The following is a 20540-nucleotide window of genomic DNA, read 5'->3' as shown; positions in this document are numbered from 1 at the left end:
TTTTATACTTTGGTAATTAAAATTTTAACTGCCTGATCTTTTCTTAAGGCAATGGCAGTTCCTTTAATTAAAAATGCTTTGGGATCTCCTAAAGGGTTTAACAAATCGATACTTACAGTTGCCCCTTTTACAAAACCTAAATCTAATAATCTTCTTCTATTTTCTCCCCTACACTCTTTAGATACACCAATAATAATGGCCTTTTCTTTACCTTCTAAATTAGATAAGCGCATGGTGTCTTTTTCTATTACATCTGCCTTATCTAAAGAAATTACAGTAATATTCTTAGCCACTTTGGGTGTTAAAACAAATTGCTCTCCTTCCGACTCAAAAACAACACGTTCATCAGTAACTTCTTTCATATATACCTGAGAGTGTAAATGAATATGTTTCTCTAAAATTTGTTTATAAACACCAATAGGCTCGTCTTCTATATGAATAATTTTCCCAAAATTAAAAACAGGTAATTTAGAAAGCAACATTCCTTTTTTCTTAGGCACTTCACCACCCTTAGTAGGTATTGGATCTCCATGAGGATCATATCTTGGATTTCCTAAAAGCGTAGACAAATCTTCTACCTCTTTTCCAGACAACTCATGTTCTTTTTTTTCTGCTCTTTTATGCCATTCTTCTTTATGAAAACCTGTTTTTTCTGATAAGTATTTTTCCCACAAACGATGTGCTCTAATAATCCTTAACGCGTACTCATCTCCTTCTTTTGTTAAGGAAAATAAATCATTGTTTTTCTCCATCAAACCTGTTTCTAACATGGTTTGTATACTTTCTTCTAACAAACCATTACCAAATTCAAGCTCATCAAAAACAACATCTTTAGGCGTATCAGGATTATGATACAATAATTTTAAAACATCTTCTATAGCTGTTTTTTCATTTTCTTTACGTGCTTTTAAATACTTAAAAAAGAGTCCTTTTTTAGGATTAAAAATAAAAAACAACAGTATGATAACGACACCAAACACCAAAAGTGCTGTTACAGGATTGTAAGTGTTCATATTTTTTGAATGTATAAATTATTAGCTATTTTATATGAAATAGACAGCTTTTTTTCTTCTATTAAAATTGATAAAGAATTGTCAAAATCTTCTTTATCTAAAACGGTAATTTTTTTTCCTAGCATGATGCCCTTTTTATCTAAGAATTTTAAAAATTCTGATGAAGAATCATCTACTCCAACACAAATTCCACTTTCGTTTTTTGTGAGTGTTGATAATAAACTTTTTTCTATCGTTTTTAAATTCCCATCCTTATCCGGAATCGGATCTCCATGAGGATCGTGCGTTGGAAAACCTAAAAAAGCATCTATTTGATCTACTAACTTTTCTGATTTTATATGCTCTAACTGCTCTGCAACATCATGCACTTCATCCCAAGAAAAATTTAATTTCTCAACTAAAAAAACCTCCCAAAGCCTGTGTTTTCTAACAATATTTGCTGCAATCTTATTTCCTAAATCTGTTAACTTTACACCTTTATACTTTTTATAAACAACCACTTCTTTTTCAGATAATTTTTTAACCATATCTGTAACAGAAGAAGCTTTTGTTTCTAATTTTTTAGCAATTGCATTTGTACTGATTCCTTTATCAGCATCTAATTCTAAATGATAAATTGCTTTTAAATAATTTTCTTCAGAAAGTGTAAACATCTACAAATTTTATACTACAAATATAGTCTTTTTAATTTTAATAAATATATTTTTAGTCTTATCTAAAAATTAAATTACATTTGTCAAAAAGATTTATAAAATGAAGTTAAAAATATTTTTTATGTTTATTGCTTTTATCAGCATAAATTCTATATTTTCTCAAAATAATGCTATCTCTGGACAAATCTATAACAACTCAGATGTAGTGCCTTATGTAAATGTTTATTTGAAAAAGACTAAAATCGGAGCAGCTTCTAACGAAAAAGGCTTTTATCAACTAAAAAACATTCCAAAAGGAGATTATATACTTGTTGCAAGTAGTATTGGTTATCAATCTAAATCTATTAAAATATCTATTGATGAAAATCAAAAAATTACTCAGAACTTCTCTTTAGTAGAAGATAGTTCTTTAGATGAAATTGTTATTTCTGGCACTTTAAAACCAGTTACAAAATCTAACAGTTCTGTTCCTATAGAGGTTTATAGTAAAACTTTTTTTAAGAAAAACCCAACGCCTTCTATTTTTGAATCTTTACAGAATGTAAACGGAGTTAGGCCGCAATTAAACTGTAATGTTTGCAATACGGGAGATATTCATATTAACGGATTAGAAGGTCCTTATACTTTTGTTTTAATTGATGGAATGCCAATTGTTAGTGGATTGTCTACCGTTTACGGGTTAACCGGAATTCCGCAAGCCTTAATAGAAAGAGTAGAAATTGTTAAAGGACCAGCGTCTACATTATATGGCTCTGAGGCTGTTGGTGGAATTATAAATATCATCACCAAAAAACCTTCTAACTCGCCTGCATTAACAACAGATGTTTTTGCAAGTTCTTGGGGAGAAATAAATACAGACATTGGTTTGCTCTACAAAGTATCAGAAAAAGCACAAGGACTTTTAGGTGTTAATTATTTTAATTATCAGAATAGAATTGATAATAATGATGACGGTTTTACAGATTTAACACTTCAAAATAGAATATCACTGTTTAATAAAATAAATATTGAAAGAGAAAGTAATAAAGTATTTACAATTGCTGGTAGATATGTTTATGAAGATCGTTGGGGTGGCGAAATGGATTGGGAAAAGGCGTTTAGAGGAACAGATATAAAATATGGTGAAAGTATTTACACGAATAGATGGGAAACTTTTGGAACGTATGAATTGCCTACATCAGAAAATATTAATTTTCAATTTAGTGCAAACGGACATTATCAAGATTCTTTTTATGGAACAGATGCTTATGATGCCGAACAATTAATTGCTTTTGGTCAATTTATATACAACAAGCAAATTAAAGAAAAACACGATTTACTATCAGGTATTGCTTATAGATATACTTTTTATGATGATAATACTTTTGCTACTTTTGAAGAAGACGGAATTACAAATAAAGCTTCTGTAACTCATTTACCAGGTGTTTTTCTCCAGGATGAAATTAGCCTAAACAAACAAAACAAATTACTTGTTGGTGCAAGATGGGATTATAATAGTTTGCATGGTAGCATTTTTTCTCCGAGAGTAAATTACAAATGGAATTCTAAAGACAATGCTGATATTATTAGACTTAGTGTTGGTAACGGTTTTAGAGTTGCTAATGTTTTTACAGAAGATCATGCTGCTTTAACAGGTGCAAGAGAAGTAGAATTTGATGGAGAATTAGATCCAGAGACTTCTTGGAATGCAAACATTAACTATGTTAAAAAAATAAACACAGAAAATTCATTTATCACCTTAGATGCTAGTGCTTTTTACACGTATTTTAATAATAGAATTTTACCTGATTACGAAACAGATTCTAATAAAATAATCTATGCAAATCTAGATGGTTATTCGGTTTCTAAAGGAGTTTCTTTAAACACAGACATTACATTTACAAATGGGTTAGCTATTAATTTAGGTGCCACTTTAATGGATGTTTCCATAACAGAAAACGACATTAAAACAAGGCAATTACTTACAGAAAATTTTAGTGGAGTTTGGTCTATTTCATATAAGTTACATCATAATTTCACAATAGATTATACAGGAAACGTATACGGACCAATGCGATTACCTTTATTAGGAAAAAATGACACAAGAGATGAATATTCTCCTTGGTACAGTATTCAAAACCTGCAATTAACTAAAAACTTTAATAATAGTTGGGAAGTTTATGGAGGCGTAAAAAACCTTTTAAATTTTACACCAGCAGATAACAGCATAAACAATTCTAGAAATCCTTTTGATAAAGGAATTGACACAGAACAAAACCCAGAATTAGCTTTTGACCCAAGTTATGTATATGCCTCTAACCAAGGAATTAGAGCCTTCTTAGGTGTACGTTATACAATATTTTAATCCTTTTAATGAAAAAATATAAAACCTTAATTATTTTATTTGTTTGTTTTACAATTCAATCTCAAGAAAAAGAATTGAATGTTTTTTCTTTTGAGGAAGTAGAAATACTACATCAACAAAAGCCAAAACCAGTGGTAGTTTTCATTTATACAGATTGGTGTAAGTTTTGTTATGCAATGAAAAAAAACACCTTCGAAAACAAAGAAGTGATTGAAATTTTAAATAAAAACTTTTATTTTATAAAGCTAAATGCAGAGGAAAAGAAAGACATTACATTTTTAAACAAAACATTTAAATACAAACCAACAGGTAGAAACACAGGAATTCATCAACTTGCAAACGAATTAGCATCCGTTAAGAATAGAATTAGTTATCCCACAACAATTCTAATGAATTCTAAATTTGAAATTGAACTACAAAAAAATGGTTATATAAATAGTAAAAAAATGAAATCTATTATCAATAAATACATTAAGTCAATACAAAAGAAAACGTATCAATAAACTTCTTTCATTCACTTAATCCCAAAGACGTTTTCTATTAAAACCTCCATTAGTACCGTTTCTTCCACCAAATAACGAAAAACGATAAACCAAACCTGCAGATAAAAATGTATGGGAACGCTGACTGTTAAATTTCTTATCATTGTACTTATGCAACAACTGCCCATGTAACCCAAAATGATTAGAAATCCAAAGTGTACCTCCAATACCAAAATTCAAAGTTGGTAAAAAATGTTTAGACTTCACAAAACTGCCTCCTATTACCACATAAGGATTAATTGTGTTTTTAGAAGTTCCAAAATCATACCTAGCCTCTCCATCCAAAGTAGTATATTTTTGACTATCTCTAAAAGTACCTGAAATACTACCAACAAAAGTTACATTTTTAAACATATACTTAGCAACAGATACTCTTGGAAACTGAGGTATATATCTACCTCCAACCGCAGGTGCATTTTCTACAGAATAAATCACAGCCCCAGACCCTAAGGAAACTGCCCATTTATGTTCTTCGTTCTGACTGAAATTATGAAGTGTAAATATGAAAAAAGTAAGCACTAAAAATTTAAATTTTCTATTCATTTAAGGGAGACAATTATATACTAGTTTTTTTGCAAAAGTATTGTATTAGCTACAAAAACAGAACAGTTCATCATTTATTGTATGTTAAGATTACAATTATTTTGAATACTTCAAAAAACACCTCTAAAAAATTGTAAATTAAAAATCTAAAACCCAAATAATTAATTTCTACTATTTTTTTTATCAAGCTGTAAAAATAGTTATACAACATTTTATATTTAATAAACTCAAATTAATATCTTTGAATAAAATATTTCAGGTTGAGTATCCAAAACATTGTAAACCAATACCAAGACACTGCGAATGTTTCGCTAATAATTAACCAACTTCAACAAGACAAAAACCATTTTCAAATATCGAATTTGGTGGGTTCTTCGTTGTCTTTTGTTATTTCAGAAACTTTTAAAAAGGCAGACAAACCTTATCTTTTAATTTTTAATGACAAGGAAGAAGCAGCTTATTACCTTAACGATTTAGAACAATTGTTAGGTGAAAAAAATGTGCTTTTTTACCCAGGATCATACAGAAGACCTTACCAAATAGAAGAAACAGACAATGCCAATGTTTTATTAAGATCAGAGGTTTTAAACCGAATTAATTCTCGTAAAAAACCCGCTGTAATTGTTACATACCCTACTGCTTTATTCGAAAAAGTGGTTACCAAAAAAGAATTAGAAAAAAATACTTTAAAAGTAGCCGTTGGTGAGAGCTTATCACTAGATTTCGTCAACGAAGTTTTATTCGAATACAAATTTAAACGTGTAGATTTTGTTACAGAACCTGGAGACTTTTCTGTACGTGGAGGAATTATAGATGTGTTTTCTTTTTCTAATGATGAACCTTATCGAGTAGAATTTTTTGGTGATGAAATAGACAGTATTCGTTCTTTTGATGTAGAAACGCAACTTTCTAAAGAAAAACTGAAGAAAATCTCTATCATGCCCAATGTAGAAAACAAGACATTGGAAGAAAATAGAGAGAGTTTTCTAAAATACATCTCTTCAAAAACAGTCATTTTTGCAAAAAACACCGACTTATTAGTTGGCAATCTAGATAAGTTTTATCAAAAAGCAGAAGAAGCTTTTCTTAGTTTATCCAAAGAAATAAAACACGCAAAACCAAGTGAACTATTTTGTGATGGTAATTTTATAAAAAATCAATTACACGAGTTTTCTTTGATAGAAATGTCACCGAAAGTGCAATCGAAAGAATTGTTAGAAATTAAATTTAATACCATTGCACAACCTTCTTTTAATAAACAATTCAATTTATTAATTGATAATTTAGAAGAATACCACAAAGCAAAATTTACCAGTTATATATTTTGTGCAAACGATCAACAAGCTAAACGTTTTCATGATATTTTTGATGATGCAGAACAAGAAGTACATTACGAAACCGTTGTTTTTCCATTATACCAAGGTTTTGTAGATGTAGATAATAGGTTAGTTTGTTACACAGATCATGAAATTTTTGAACGTTATCATAAATTCAGATTAAAAAACGGATACGCTAAAAAACAAGCCATAACGCTTCAAGATTTAAACAAACTAGAAATTGGCGATTATGTAACGCACATGGATCACGGAATTGGAAAATTTGGTGGTTTACAAAAAATTGATGTTCAAGGTAAAAAGCAAGAAGCCATTAAATTGGTCTATGGAGAAAGAGACATTTTATATGTAAGTATTCACTCGCTTCACAAAATTTCTAAATTTAATGGAAAAGACGGTAAAGCACCTAAAATATACAAATTAGGTTCTGGCGCCTGGAAAAAAATTAAACAAAAAACAAAAGCCCGAGTTAAACATGTTGCTTTTAATTTAATTCAATTATACGCCAAAAGAAAACTCCAAAAAGGATTTTCTTTTGGACCAGATACTCACATTCAACATGAGTTAGAAGGTAGTTTTATGTATGAAGATACGCCAGATCAATTTACAGCAACACAAGCCGTAAAACAAGATATGGAAAAAGAACAACCTATGGACCGTTTGGTTTGTGGTGATGTTGGTTTCGGTAAAACAGAAGTTGCAGTAAGAGCAGCTTTTAAAGCGGTAGATAATGGTAAGCAAGTTGCAATTTTAGTACCAACAACCATACTTGCTTTTCAGCATTATAAAACTTTTACGGAGCGTTTAAAAGATTTCCCGGTTAGAATCGATTATCTGAATCGTTTTAGAACAGCAAAACAAAAAACAGAAGCTATAAATGGCGTAAATGATGGTTCGGTAGACATTATTATCGGTACGCATCAGCTTACCAATAAACGTTTACAGTTTAAAGATTTAGGTTTATTAGTTATCGATGAGGAGCAAAAATTTGGTGTTGCCGTAAAAGATAAATTAAAAACGTTAAAAGAAAATGTAGACACGTTAACCTTAACCGCAACTCCAATTCCTAGAACATTGCAGTTTAGTTTAATGGCCGCAAGAGATTTATCGGTTATAAAAACACCGCCACCAAACAGACATCCTATAGAAAGTAATGTCATCCGTTTTTCTGAAGAAACAGTACGAGATGCTATCGCTTACGAGATTTCTAGAGGAGGACAAGTTTTCTTTATCCATAATAGAATAGAGAATATTAAAGAAGTTGCTGGTTTAATTCAGCGTTTAGTCCCAAATGCAAAAGTTGGTATTGGTCACGGACAAATGGAAGGCAAAAAACTAGAAGGCTTAATGCTCAGTTTTATGAACGGAGAGTTTGATGTTTTGGTTTCTACAACCATTATAGAAAGTGGTTTAGATGTACCAAATGCCAATACTATTTTTATTAATAATGCCAATAACTTCGGATTGTCAGATTTACACCAAATGCGTGGTAGAGTTGGTCGTTCTAACAAAAAAGCCTTCTGTTATTTTATAACGCCTCCGTATCATATGATGACGGATGATGCCAGAAAACGTATAGAAGCCTTGGTATTATTTTCAGATTTAGGAAGCGGAATTAACATTGCCATGAAGGATTTAGAAATCCGTGGAGCTGGAGATTTATTAGGTGGAGAACAAAGTGGTTTTATCAATGATATTGGGTTTGACACCTATCAGAAAATATTGCAAGAAGCGATCGAAGAACTAAAAGAAAACGAGTTTAAAGAATTGTACCCTACAGATAATTCTAAACCAAAAGAATACGTAAAAGAGGTTACAATTGATACAGATTTTGAGATTTTATTCCCAGATGACTACATCAACTCTATTACAGAAAGACTGGCTTTGTATAATAAATTAGGTGAGCTAAAATCTGAAGAAGAATTACAGGTTTTCGAAACTGAAATTATAGATCGTTTTGGCGAAATCCCTACGCAAGTAGAAGACTTATTAGATTCTGTTCGTATAAAATGGTTGGCAAAAGAACTTGGTTTAGAAAAAGTGATTCTAAAACAAAAAAGAATGATGGGCTATTTTGTAGCGAATCAACAAAGCGATTTTTATCACACAGATGCATTTACAAGAATGCTAAAATACGTGCAACTAAACCCTAAAAGTTGCGTAATGAAAGAGAAAGAAAACAAAAACGGAATTCGTTTATTAATCACTTTTATAAGAATTGATACTGTAAAAACCGCATTGGGAGTCTTACAAAAAGTTTAGATTTCTTTTTAGAAACTATTTCCTGCTTTCAACTATATCTTTTTGCTGAAAAAGCAAAAAGGATGTCGTTTCAATCAGGGCTAGACTTGTTTGCAAGCATTCTGTCATTCCTGCGCAGGCAGGAATCTATACATAAGTCTACTAAAACAATTAGAAACCTAACAGTGCGCTTTGTGTCATTGCGAAGTTTACTTTTTCTGTAAACTGTGGCAATCTCATAATTAGAAACAGATTGCTTCGTGCCTCGCAATGACACATATTAGAAAGAACAATAAAAGGATGTCGTTTCAATCAGCGCAAAACTTGCTTGCAAGCGCTTTGTCATTCCTGCGAAGGCAGGAATCCATACATAAGTTTGCTTAAACAATTAAAAACCTAAAAGAGCTGTTTGTGCCATTGCGAAGTTTACTTTTTTGTAAACTGTGGCAATCTCTGACTAAACAAGAGATTGCTTCGTGCCTCGCAATGACACTAATTTAAAACACAAAGGTTAGGCTTGTTTGCCAACTACTTTCACCTTTACCTTTTAAAGGATTGTAAATAACCTTACTTATAGATTCCTGCCTACGCAGGAATGACAAATAGAATTTACTTATTATTTTATAAAAAAAGCTAGTAAACAACTTAAACCCTAAGAAAGCTGTTCCTGTCATTGCGAAGTTTACTTTTTCATAAACTGTGGCAATCTCTGACTAAACAAGAGATTGCTTCGTTCCTCGTAATGACACTCATTTTAAAAAAAGTTAGTCTTGTTTACTAACTACTTTCATCTTTACCTTTTAAGGGATTGTAAATAACCTTACTTAGAGAATTCCTGCCTACGCAGGAATGACAAATAAAACTGAATTCTTAAACAATTTCCATTTTCTGTAACAAGAAAGAAGCATTCATATTTTTACAAATTCCGTTTTTTAAAGTATAGTCGAAGTGCAATTCATCATCTATAATTTCTGCATCAAAATAATAGTTTTTAATACCTGTAAACTCGTTTTCTAATTCACACAAACTCACATCATGAGTGGCAATAATTCCGGTGGACTTCGATTTTGTTAACTTTTCAACAAACTTTTTAGAACCAATTGCCTTGTCTTTACTGTTGGTTCCTTTTAAAATCTCATCTAAAATGATAAAATAATCTGTTGTTTTAATTTCATCAACAATAAACTTTAAACGCTTTAATTCAGAATAAAAATACGATTCATCTTCGGTTAAAGAATCTGTAGTTCTCATACTGGTAATCAATTTTATGGGCGCATATTTAAAACTTTCTGCACACACGGGCAAACCACAATTTGCCATTACAATAGATAAAGAAATAGTTCTTAAAAAAGTACTTTTTCCAGCCATATTTGCACCTGTAACAATAAAAAATAGTTCTTTATCAATGGTGAAATTGTTGTCAATTCTTTTATCAACCTTTAATAAAGGATGTCCTAAATTAGTAGATTCTATAACTCCTTTTTCAGCAGTAATTTCTGGAAAAATAAATTTTGTATGGTTAAAATGAAAGTTTGCTAAAGAATTCTGAGCATCAAAAAAAGCAACCACAGAAAACCATTTATCTACCGTGTGTTTGTAGGTAGTAATCCATTTTTCTACTCTGCAAGCATTAAAGATTTCAGATAAAAAAAGTCCGTTACCAGCCACAGAAATTAAAATATTATTACGCTGATCAAATCCATCTAAAACTTTAGAAAACTCTTTAAAAATTGTAGAAGCTTTTTTACTCTCCGAATTAATAATAGCTTGTTTTTCTACTAAAACTTTAGAAGTAAATTTTTCGTTTTCAATTTCATTTAACAATACGTGATATTGCTTAAAAGTTTCTCTTACTTTATCTGTATCCGTATATAAATTACTTGTTTTTTTAACAAATGCTGCTGTGGTAAATAGTCCAACAAAAAACCAAAGAATTAAATAGGTAAACGAAACAAATCCAAAAGAAATCAAACTAATTAAAACTAGAGAAACTACAGAGAAACCAATTTGTACTCCTTTTAAAAAAGCAGGTAAAACTGCTGTATAATTCTGAATCCAATTTACAATAAAACCAGATGTATCTTTTGTGGTTATTATACTTGCCAAAGCAGAAAAATGTTGCCTCCAAGTTACTTTTGTAGCTAATTCTTTAATAGTATTTTGCTTCTCTACAATTCCGCCTGTTTTGTTTTCTGTAAACGTATTTGCAAGTAGTTTCTTCCCTTCGCCAGTTACCGTTCTATTTGCAAATTGAAAAAACGAACCAACACCAAACAAATCGATATCATTACTATAATAATGCGTTGGGTTTACAAATTCCTCTCCAGATTCTAAATGATGAAAATTTCTATTTAAAACCTCTAGTTCTGTATTATTAATGTTAACCTTAGCTTTAACAATAGCTCGTTTTCTCTGTAAACTAACCTGTTTTACTACTAAAAAACCAAACAATAAAATCCCTAAAAAAGCGATGATAAAAACATCCGGATAACTACCAAAAGTTAGATACACTAGAAAGCATGTTGTTAAAAAAACAGCAAATCTAAAAACACTTAAGTTTACCGATTTACGTTTTAAAATGGTTGCTTCTTTTTCTAATGCTAACTTTTCTTGACTATAAAAATCTACAGGGGTTTTCATTCTTTTAATTTCTTTCTAAAAATTTAATTTCTAAGTTTTTGGCTAAATCTCTACCATAAATAACAGCATTATCAATTTCATCAAAAACGGCAATTCTATATCTTTTATTTTTAACATCCCAAATATTAACTTCGCATTCTTTTCTTTTATTTAAAAATGTAGAAACTCTGTCTAATTTTTTAAAGTCTTGCCATTTCCCAAAACCAAAAGGTCCAACAGACCAATAAATTCGATACTTCATTAAATCAAAATTAAAATGATGATTTACCAAATAAGAAAAACGAACTCCAAAACTAAAAACAAAAATTAAAGATGATAAAAGCCTTAAACTTTTGATATAATATTTTTCTGTAAAAGAAACCGAATTATTTAAATAAAACAAAAAAATCACATATACAGTTGCTGCATAAAAAACAGCTGCTAAAAGACGCTCATACCAAGCTCTTTTTACAGAAACAATCTTTAAAACACCTTTACTTTTCACTCTAATAACCAGATATTCCTCCAGATAAACTTAAAACAGTTAACGTTGGATATTTTTTCTTTAACATTTTTGTTGCTCTGTAACTATTAATTCCTCTTTGACAAACCATAATGTAGGTTTTAGCAAAATCTACCTCTATAGTATCTACATTAAACTCATTAATAGGAATTGTTTGATGCACTTTAAAAGGTAATTTTAAATTCGGTAAAACGGCTATCAATTCTAAACTTGAATCTTCTAATCTTTCTTTTAATGCTGCTGCTGATATTTGTAAATCTGAATTCAAAATAGCACAAGCCGCATCAAAATAGGTTTGTATTTTAAATAAATTTGAAATCTTTTCTTTTAAAACAGTTGGCTTTAACTTCATTTTTAATTGTGTATTTTGAAGCGAATTGTAAATCAATAATTCATTTGCTAACGGTTTTCCAATACCTGTTATCAATTTTATAACTTCATTTACTTGTTGGGTAGCAATGAGCCCCACAATAGCGTTCATAGTTCCCGCTTCTGAACAATTAGGAACATCAGTTGCCATTTCTGGAAAAGCATCTCTTAAATTGGCTGAATAACTTCCGTCTTTTTGTAAAACATTAAAAGTAGCTACATAGCCATCAAACTTATACAAAGAACCATAAACCAATGGCTTATTTTTAATAACACAAGCATCATTCAACAGGTATTTTGTAGGCAAAGAATCGGTACCATCAACAATAATATCAAAAGTAGAAATCAGCTCAAAAACATTTTCTTTAGTAATTGGCTTGTTGGTAAAACTGACTTCTGTAAAAGCCACTCTTTTTTTTATAAATTCTGATAAAACTGCTGCTTTCGATTTACCAACATCTTCTAAAGCATAAAAAACTTGTCTGTGTAAATTAGAAGCATCAACTGTATCAAAATCTACCAAATGGATTTTCCCAATTCCGCTTGCGGCTAAATACACTGCAATCGGACTTCCTAATCCGCCACAACCAACCACTAAAACCGATGCTTTTTGTAGTTTTCCTTGCCCAACTTCACCAATCTCAGATAAAGTAATTTGACGCTTAAAAAGTTGCTTTTTTGTTACACTCATTACGTTGACAAGGTAGTTAAATAAAAAAGCCATTACAAATGCTGTAATGACTTTTAATTATTTATAAAATTTATCTTCTTACTTATACTTAATCTTCATTACTAAAAGGTATAAGGTTAGAATAGCGGTAATTAAATTCGCTAAAATTATTGATAAGCTATTTATCCAAACACCGTAAATTAACCACAAAAGAACTCCAATAAAGAAGATTATATACATCGATAAAGAAAGCCCAGAGGTATCTTTTGTTTTGTATGTTTTAAAAACTTGCGGTAAAAATGATGTTGTAGTAAAAACGGCTGCAACTAAACCAATAACCTCGTGTAGATCTATCACTACTTTTTATTTTTCTAATATATGAATTCCATCATTTGTCATTTCGAAATGAGCTTTTTTGCGATTGAGAAATCTCATAAAAACAGTTATTCTCTTTATGAGATTCCTCCTCAATTCTTCGTTCGGAATGACAAAACAAGCTAATACAAAAGCACCCGTTACATGTAATTAGATTACAATGTTTATAATTTTACCAGGAACAATAATTACTTTCTTAGGAGCTTTACCTTCTAATTGTGCAATGGTTTTTTCGTTTTCCATTACTACTTTTTCTATTTCTTCTTTAGATAAATCTAAAGGAAGTTCTAACGTAAAACGCATTTTCCCGTTAAAAGAAATTGGGTAATTTTTAGCACTTTCTACCAAATGACTTGGCTCAAAAACAGGGAAAGCTGCCGTAGAAATAGATTCATTATTTCCTAACAAACTCCATAATTCTTCTGCAATATGTGGTGCATACGGAGAAACCAAAATTACTAAAGGTTCTAAAATTGCACGTTTATTACATTTTAAAGCAGTTAACTCATTTACAGCAATCATAAAGGTAGAAACAGAGGTGTTAAAAGAGAAATTCTCTATATCATCTTCTACTTTTTTTATGGTTTTATGCAATGTTTTTAACTCATCTTTAGTTGGTACTGCATCAGAAACATCAAAATTTTCACCGTTAAAGTACAGTTTCCATAATTTCTTTAAGAAAGATGAAACTCCAGAAATACCAGAAGTTTTCCAAGGTTTTGCTTGTTCTAAAGGGCCTAAAAACATCTCGAATAATCGTAAACTATCTGCTCCGTATTCTTCACAAATAGCATCCGGATTTACAACATTGTATTTAGATTTAGACATTTTTTCTACTTCACGTCCTACTTTATAAGCGCCATCTTCTAAAATAAATTCGGCATTTTTATAATCACTATTTAAAGCATGATTTTTAAACGCATCAACATCTAATTCATCCGAAGCATTTACCAAAGAAACATCTGCATGTAAAGCCGTTTTAGTTATCATTACTAAATCTGCAAAATTAGGATCTAAAAATTTATTATCTAATAAGTAATTTTTAACCACAGTTTCAAATTCATCATCTGTCGTAAAAGAATTTTTAGAAACAAAAACCGTTGGTATTTTCTCTAAAACATCATCCATAGATTTTTCATCAGAACAACCACAACCGTTTTGTACAAACGCTGTTGCTTTGTATACAAATGCAGAAGTTCCTAAAATCATTCCTTGATTAATCAGTTTTTTTGCAAACTCATCTACAGGTACAATTCCTTTATCGAACAAGAATTTTTGCCAAAAACGAGCATATAATAAATGTCCTGTTGCGTGTTCAGACCCACCAATATATAAATCTACTTCTTTCCAATAGTCTAAGTTTTCTTTGCTTGCAAACTCATTAGTATTAGTAGCATCCATGTATCTGTTAAAATACCAAGAACTACCTGCCCACCCTGGCATGGTATTTAATTCTAAAGGATAGACCGTTTTGTTTTTTAACTTATCGTTAGAAACCACTTTCTTTCCACGAGAATCCCAAGCCCATTCTGTTGCGTTTCCTAAAGGTGGTTTTCCATCTTCAGTTGGCAAGTATTTTTCTACTTCTGGTAAAACAATTGGCAAATGTTCTGCATCAATCATTTGTGGCATACCGTCTTTATAATATACTGGAAAAGGTTCTCCCCAATAACGTTGTCTGCTAAACACAGCATCACGCAAACGATAATTTACTTTTCCGTAACCGAAGCCACGTTTTTCCATTTCAAAAATGGCTAATTTTAATGCTTTCTTATATTTTAATCCTGATAAAAAATCAGAATTTGCAATTTTTGTTCCGTCTTTACCAGTGTGTGCTGCTTCAGAAATATCTACATCTTCGAAAATATTAGGAATCGGAATTCCAAAATGTTTTGCAAAGTCATAATCACGTTGATCTCCACAAGGAACTGCCATAACTGCTCCAGTACCGTAATTTGCTAATACGTAATCTCCAATCCAGATTTGAACCTTTTCACCAGAAAAAGGATGAATTGCATACGCACCTGTAAACGCACCAGAAATGGTTTTTACATCTGCCATTCTATCACGTTCAGAACGTTTTGCAGTGGCTGCAATATAAGCCTCTACTTCGGCTTTTTGCGCATCTGTTGTAATTTTTGATACCAACTCATGTTCTGGAGCCAATGTCATAAAACTTACTCCGTAAATTGTATCTGGACGTGTTGTAAAAACATCAATTTTATAAGTCTTCTCGACTGCGCTCGAAGTGACATTCTTTTCGCTTTCAGTTTTTTCAATCTTTTTTGGAAATTGAATTACCGAATTAATAGCAGTAACAACTTTAAGCACATTTTCAAGTACTTCTTCATTTGTAAAACGAACAACATTAAAACCTTCGCTTGCAAAATAAAGATCTCTAGCTGCTTCATCTTCTTTACCAGAAAACTCAACAATTAAGTTTTTAGCAACACAAACATAATCTACTAAAAATGTACCAATCGTATATTTTTTTCTAAATTTTGATGCTCCTTTTTTATTCTTTAACTCGTTCCAAAGCACTGTTTCTGCTTTCGATAAATTTTGTCTTAATTCTTTTAAAGCTTCTAATTCTTTATAAGATAATTTTACTTCAGATGATACTTTTTCAGAACCATTTGCTACATCAAAAGTAACCATGGCACCCACAGATTTCCCAATCCAATTGGTTTGAGAATCTTTTAAAGGTTGTGGCCAATCTATTTTTTCTAATCCGTCTAACAAACGTTGTGCATAGGCAGAAATTCGCATAGACCATTGTGTCATTTTCTTTCTGATAACAGGATGACCTCCACGTTCTGATACTCCGTTTACAATTTCATCATTTGCTAAAACGGTTCCTAAAGCAGGACACCAGTTTACTTCTGTATCAGACAAAAACGTTAAACGGTATTGTAATAATATTTCCTCTTGTTCTTTTGTTGATAAAGCTTTCCATTCATCCGCAGAAAAAGTTTGAATATCTTCATCACAAACTGCGTTTACAGTTGTATTTCCTTCTTTTTTAAAGATAGAAATTAACGTAGAAACATCTTCTGCTTTGTCTGTATCTTTATTATACCAAGAGTTGAATAATTGAATAAAAATCCACTGAGTCCATTTATAATATTCAGGACTCGAAGTTCTTACTTCTCTGCTCCAATCAAAAGAAAAACCAATCGTATCTAATTGTCTTCTATACGTTGCAACATTTTCTTCTGTTGTTTTTGCTGGATGCTGACCTGTTTGAATGGCATATTGTTCTGCCGGTAAACCAAAAGAATCATATCCTTGCGGATGCAATACGTTAAAACCTTTATGACGTTTGTAACGTGCATAAATATCACTTGCAATATATCCTAAAGGATGTCCAACATGTAAACCTGCTCCCGATGGGTAAGGAAACATATCTAACACATAATATTTAGGCTTCTCAGATTTATTATCAGCTTTAAAAGTTTGGTTTTCTGCCCAAAATTTTTGCCATTTCTTTTCTATATCTAGGTGATTATATTGCATTTGATTCTTTTATTAAAGTGTGCAAATTTACGTTTATTCTTTAGAAGATTAAAGTAAAAACGAACTTGCTTAAACAGGAATGACTCGTATGGTAAAATCTAGCTAAAAAGAACGATTTCGTTAAAAGTAAACATCCTCTTCATTTAGATGAAGAAGATACTATATATGTTTTTTTTAGAATTGATATCCTAAAGTCATTTGAAAAACACCATTTTTAATATCTGGATTTTCACTAACAGCAATCAACCCTAAATTGTATCTTGTTTGAAAAAAAATGCCACTATCAAACTGATAACCTATTCCAAAATTTGCTGCAAGATCAAAATTTTCTGCATCTGTATTTTCTTTACCTCCACCATTATATTGATCAATTGGTACCAATTGATCTTTTATTAAAAAAGCAAATTGTGGTCCTGCTTCTACTGAAAATCCTTTTGCAACATAATACTTCGCCATAATAGGAAGTAAAACGTAATTTAAATCGTACTTAAAATTATCTTTTTGTTGCGCACCTTGTGCGGAATACAATAATTCTGGTTGTATAGAAAACTTTTCAGTTAACGAAACCTCTGATGTAGCACCAATAATAAATCCTGTTCTCGAGTCGAGATTATTTGCATTACTTCCATTTACAGAGGCAATATTCATCCCTAACTTAAGCCCTATTTTTACGTCTTGTGCATTTAACGTTCCTGCTAAAGCAATAGAAATACAGGTAATCCATAATTTTTTAATCATAATTTCTTAGTTTTTATTTTCATCTTTAAGGCAAACCTTATGCCATTTTATTATTTTTTTTGTTATTTTTTTTGTCTAGAACGCTAGACACTGACTCATTGAACAATAGCCATAAAAAAAACCGCAAACAGTGTTTGCGGCTTATATAATTTAAAAAAAATATCGAAAATTATTATTTCAATTTCTTCTTCACTGCTACTTCTTTGTATGCTTCAATTACATCTCCTTCAGCAATATCATTGTAGTTTTTAATTTGAATACCACAATCAAAGCCTTTTGTAACTTCTCTAACATCATCTTTAAAACGTTTTAACGCTGTTAAAGTTCCATCGTGCACTACAATTCCGTCTCTAATAATTCTAATTTGAGAATCTCTTTGAATTTTACCAGACATTACCATACAACCTGCAATGTTACCAACTTTAGAGATTTTATAGATTTCTCTAATTTCTACATTACCAGTAACTTCTTCTTTCATTTCTGGAGATAACATCCCTTCCATGGCGTCTTTTAAGTCGTTGATAGCTGCATAAATAATAGAATATGTTCTAATATCTACCTCTTCTCTATCTGCTACTACTCTAGCATTTCCTTGCGGACGAACATTAAACCCAACAATAATTGCGTCTGATGCTGATGCTAATAACACATCACTTTCTGTAATGGCTCCAACACCTTTATGTAAAATATTAACCTGAATTTCTTCAGTAGATAATTTTTGGAAAGAATCTGTTAATGCTTCTACAGAACCATCTACATCTCCTTTTAAGATAATGTTTAATTCTTTAAAGTCTCCTAACGCAATTCTACGTCCAATTTCATCTAACGTTAATGTTTTTTGAGTTCTTACAGATTGCTCACGTTGTAATTGAGAACGTTTAGATGCAATTTGTTTTGCTTCTCTTTCATCATCAAATACTACAAACTTATCACCCGCTTGTGGCGCTCCGTCTAAACCTAAAATAGATACCGGTGTTGATGGTCCGGCAACTTTTAAGTTGTTTCCTTTATCATCAAACATTGCTCTTACTTTACCACTGTGTTTACCTGCTAACAAGTAATCTCCAATTTTTAAAGTTCCTGCTTGTACTAATATGGTAGAAACATATCCTCTACCTTTATCTAATAATGCTTCCACTACCGCACCAACTGCATTCTTCTTAGGGTTTGCTTTCAATTCTAAAATTTCAGCTTCTAATAAGACTTTCTCTAATAATTCTGGAATACCTGTTCCATGTTTTGCTGAAATATCTTGAGATTGTATGTTACCTCCCCATTCTTCTATCAACAAATTCATTTGAGATAATTGCGTTTTTACATTATCTGGATTTGCGTTTGGTTTATCAATCTTGTTGATTGCAAATATAATAGGCACTCCTGCTGCTTGCGCATGAGAAATTGCTTCTTTAGTTTGTGGCATTACATCATCATCTGCTGCAACTACAATAATAACTAAATCTGTTACTTGCGCCCCACGTGCACGCATTGCGGTAAACGCCTCGTGACCTGGTGTATCTAAAAATGCTATTTTTTGATCTCCAACTTTTACAGAATATGCACCAATGTGTTGTGTAATTCCTCCACTTTCACCATCAATAACATTTGCTTTTCTAATGTAATCTAATAAAGATGTTTTACCATGATCTACGTGACCCATTACCGTAATAATTGGTGCACGAGTTTCTAAATCTTCTGGTTTATCTACGACTTCTTCTATAGACTCTTCTACTTCTGCCCCAACAAATTCTACTTTGTGGTTAAATTCTTCGGCAACAATAACTAATGTTTCTGCATCTAAACGCTGATTCATTGTTACCATCATACCTAAAGACATACATGCTGAAATAATATTTGTTACAGGAACCTCCATCATTGTAGCAACTTCACTTACAGTAACAAATTCTGTTACTTTTAAGATTTTGTTGTCTAATGCTTGAGCTTCTAACTCAGCATCAGAATGTTCTCTGTGTGCATCTCTTTTATTTCTACGGTATTTTGCTCCTTTACCTCTAGAAGATTTCCCTTGCAGTTTCTCTAGCGTTTCTCTTACTTGCTTTTGAATTTCTGCTTCTGTTGGTTCTTCTTTCTTAACTGCTGCTGGTCTTGCTGCTCCTCGTCCGCCTCTATTAAAAGGAGGTCTACTTCCACCACCGCTTCTATTACCTTGACCTGGTCTACTTGGTCTTGCAGTAGCAGAACCTGGCGCACCTGCTTTAGTTACAATACGCTTACGTTTCTTCTTGTCTGCGTTTGCATCTTTTTTAGGTTCTGGTTTCTTTTTCTTAGGTCTTTCAAATTGTTTTAAATCAATTTTTTTCCCTGTAAAATTAGGACCTTCTAATTTTTTATATTGAGTTTTAATAGCTTCTGCATTTTCTGCAGTAACTTCCTCTACTTTTTCATCAGATTTAGAAACCTCTCTTTTCCCTTTTGGTTTATCACCAACTTTAGAAACTTCTTTTTCTATTTCAGAAACCGTTTTTTTAACTTCTGGAATAACAGCCTTTGGTTTATCTGCCACAGGAGTTTCTTCTACTTTAGGAGTTTCGGCTTTTACTTCAACCACTGGAGTTTCTGTAACTGCTTTTGGCTCTTCTACTTTAGGTGTTTCAGTTTTAGGCGTTTCTGCCTTAGGCTCTACAACAACCTCTTTAGGCTCTTCTTTTACCTTTTCAACTTTGTCAGCAGGTTTTTTACCGATATTATCGATATCTATTTTACCAACAGTTTTAAACTCTAATTTATCTGCTTTGGCCCTTAAAACCTCTTCTTTCTTAACCTCTTCCGCTCTTTTCTTCTCTAACTTAGCTTCATGTTCTAAGCGAATAGCTTCTTTCTCTTTACGTTTTTCTTCTCCAACTTCTTTAGATGCAGCTTTTTTGCTTGCGTCTTTTTCAAAGCCATCAAGTAAAACTTGATAGACGTCACCCGTAATTTTAGTGGTTGGCCTCGATTCTATTTCGTGACCTTTACCCGCTAAATATTCGACTGCTCTATCAAGAGAAATGTTTAATTCTCTTAAAACTTTATTAAGCCTCATTGTTTTGCCTACAGACATAA

The 20540-nt window shown here is 31.5% G+C and carries 13 protein-coding genes; 3 read left to right on the top strand and 10 right to left on the bottom strand.

Features of this window, described 5'->3' with window-relative positions; translation table 11 throughout:
• Window positions 1-2 precede the first annotated feature (2 nt).
• Together WHD07_RS13045 and WHD07_RS13040 are read right to left on the bottom strand one after the other, a co-directional pair.
• Window positions 3-1013, bottom strand: coding sequence for a metal-dependent transcriptional regulator (locus tag WHD07_RS13045; protein ID WP_343328762.1), 1011 nt, complete (start codon window positions 1011-1013; stop codon window positions 3-5).
• The gene (locus tag WHD07_RS13040; RefSeq protein ID WP_343328761.1) at window positions 1010-1666 is read right to left on the bottom strand and encodes a metal-dependent transcriptional regulator; all 657 of its coding nucleotides are present in this window, start codon (window positions 1664-1666) and stop codon (window positions 1010-1012) included. Before WHD07_RS13040 ends, WHD07_RS13045 begins: the two co-directional genes overlap by 4 nt.
• Before the next feature lie 100 nt (window positions 1667-1766).
• On the opposite strand from WHD07_RS13040, the gene WHD07_RS13035 reads away from it, so the two are divergent.
• Both WHD07_RS13035 and WHD07_RS13030 read left to right on the top strand, forming a co-directional pair.
• On the top strand, window positions 1767-4010 hold the full coding sequence (locus WHD07_RS13035) for a TonB-dependent receptor (protein WP_343328760.1): 2244 nt from the start codon (window positions 1767-1769) through the stop codon (window positions 4008-4010).
• Window positions 4011-4018: 8 nt separating this feature from the next.
• On the top strand, window positions 4019-4513 hold the full coding sequence (locus tag WHD07_RS13030; protein WP_343328759.1) for a thioredoxin family protein: 495 nt from the start codon (window positions 4019-4021) through the stop codon (window positions 4511-4513).
• 15 nt (window positions 4514-4528) lie between these two features.
• Here WHD07_RS13030 and WHD07_RS13025 read toward each other — a convergent pair whose 3' ends face one another.
• The gene (locus tag WHD07_RS13025; protein WP_343328758.1) at window positions 4529-5095 is read right to left on the bottom strand and encodes a hypothetical protein; all 567 of its coding nucleotides are present in this window, start codon (window positions 5093-5095) and stop codon (window positions 4529-4531) included.
• A 260-nt stretch (window positions 5096-5355) separates the two neighbouring features.
• On the opposite strand from WHD07_RS13025, the gene mfd reads away from it, so the two are divergent.
• Window positions 5356-8691: a transcription-repair coupling factor gene (mfd, locus tag WHD07_RS13020; protein ID WP_343328757.1), complete on the top strand. Its 3336-nt coding sequence runs from the start codon at window positions 5356-5358 to the stop codon at window positions 8689-8691.
• Between the two features lie 849 nt (window positions 8692-9540).
• Here mfd and WHD07_RS13015 read toward each other — a convergent pair.
• The 7 genes from WHD07_RS13015 to infB all read right to left on the bottom strand — a co-directional run bounded on the left by WHD07_RS13015 (window position 9541) and on the right by infB (window position 20538).
• Window positions 9541-11310, bottom strand: coding sequence for a MutS-related protein (locus tag WHD07_RS13015; RefSeq protein WP_343328756.1), 1770 nt, complete (start codon window positions 11308-11310; stop codon window positions 9541-9543).
• A 4-nt stretch (window positions 11311-11314) separates the two neighbouring features.
• Complete coding sequence (locus WHD07_RS13010) at window positions 11315-11794, bottom strand: hypothetical protein (protein WP_343328755.1); 480 nt, start codon at window positions 11792-11794, stop codon at window positions 11315-11317.
• 1 nt (window position 11795) lies between these two features.
• Complete coding sequence (locus WHD07_RS13005; RefSeq protein WP_343328754.1) at window positions 11796-12872, bottom strand: HesA/MoeB/ThiF family protein; 1077 nt, start codon at window positions 12870-12872, stop codon at window positions 11796-11798.
• Between the two features lie 78 nt (window positions 12873-12950).
• Window positions 12951-13208 (bottom strand): SemiSWEET family sugar transporter, encoded by a 258-nt coding sequence (locus WHD07_RS13000; protein WP_211296731.1) that lies wholly within the window; start codon window positions 13206-13208, stop codon window positions 12951-12953.
• 168 nt (window positions 13209-13376) lie between these two features.
• The gene (locus tag WHD07_RS12995; protein WP_343328753.1) at window positions 13377-16742 is read right to left on the bottom strand and encodes a leucine--tRNA ligase; all 3366 of its coding nucleotides are present in this window, start codon (window positions 16740-16742) and stop codon (window positions 13377-13379) included.
• A gap of 174 nt (window positions 16743-16916) precedes the next feature.
• The gene (locus WHD07_RS12990; RefSeq protein ID WP_343328752.1) at window positions 16917-17480 is read right to left on the bottom strand and encodes a porin family protein; all 564 of its coding nucleotides are present in this window, start codon (window positions 17478-17480) and stop codon (window positions 16917-16919) included.
• A 172-nt stretch (window positions 17481-17652) separates the two neighbouring features.
• Window positions 17653-20538 carry a translation initiation factor IF-2 gene (gene infB / locus WHD07_RS12985; RefSeq protein ID WP_343328751.1) on the bottom strand — a complete coding sequence of 962 codons (2886 nt, stop codon included), beginning with the start codon at window positions 20536-20538 and terminating at the stop codon, window positions 17653-17655.
• Window positions 20539-20540 lie beyond the last annotated feature (2 nt).

The organism is Polaribacter staleyi (assembly GCF_038024045.1).
GTDB lineage: Bacteria > Bacteroidota > Bacteroidia > Flavobacteriales > Flavobacteriaceae > Polaribacter > Polaribacter butkevichii.
Note: the sequence above shows the minus strand (reverse complement) of the source record. Positions and strands in the feature narration are given on the sequence as shown.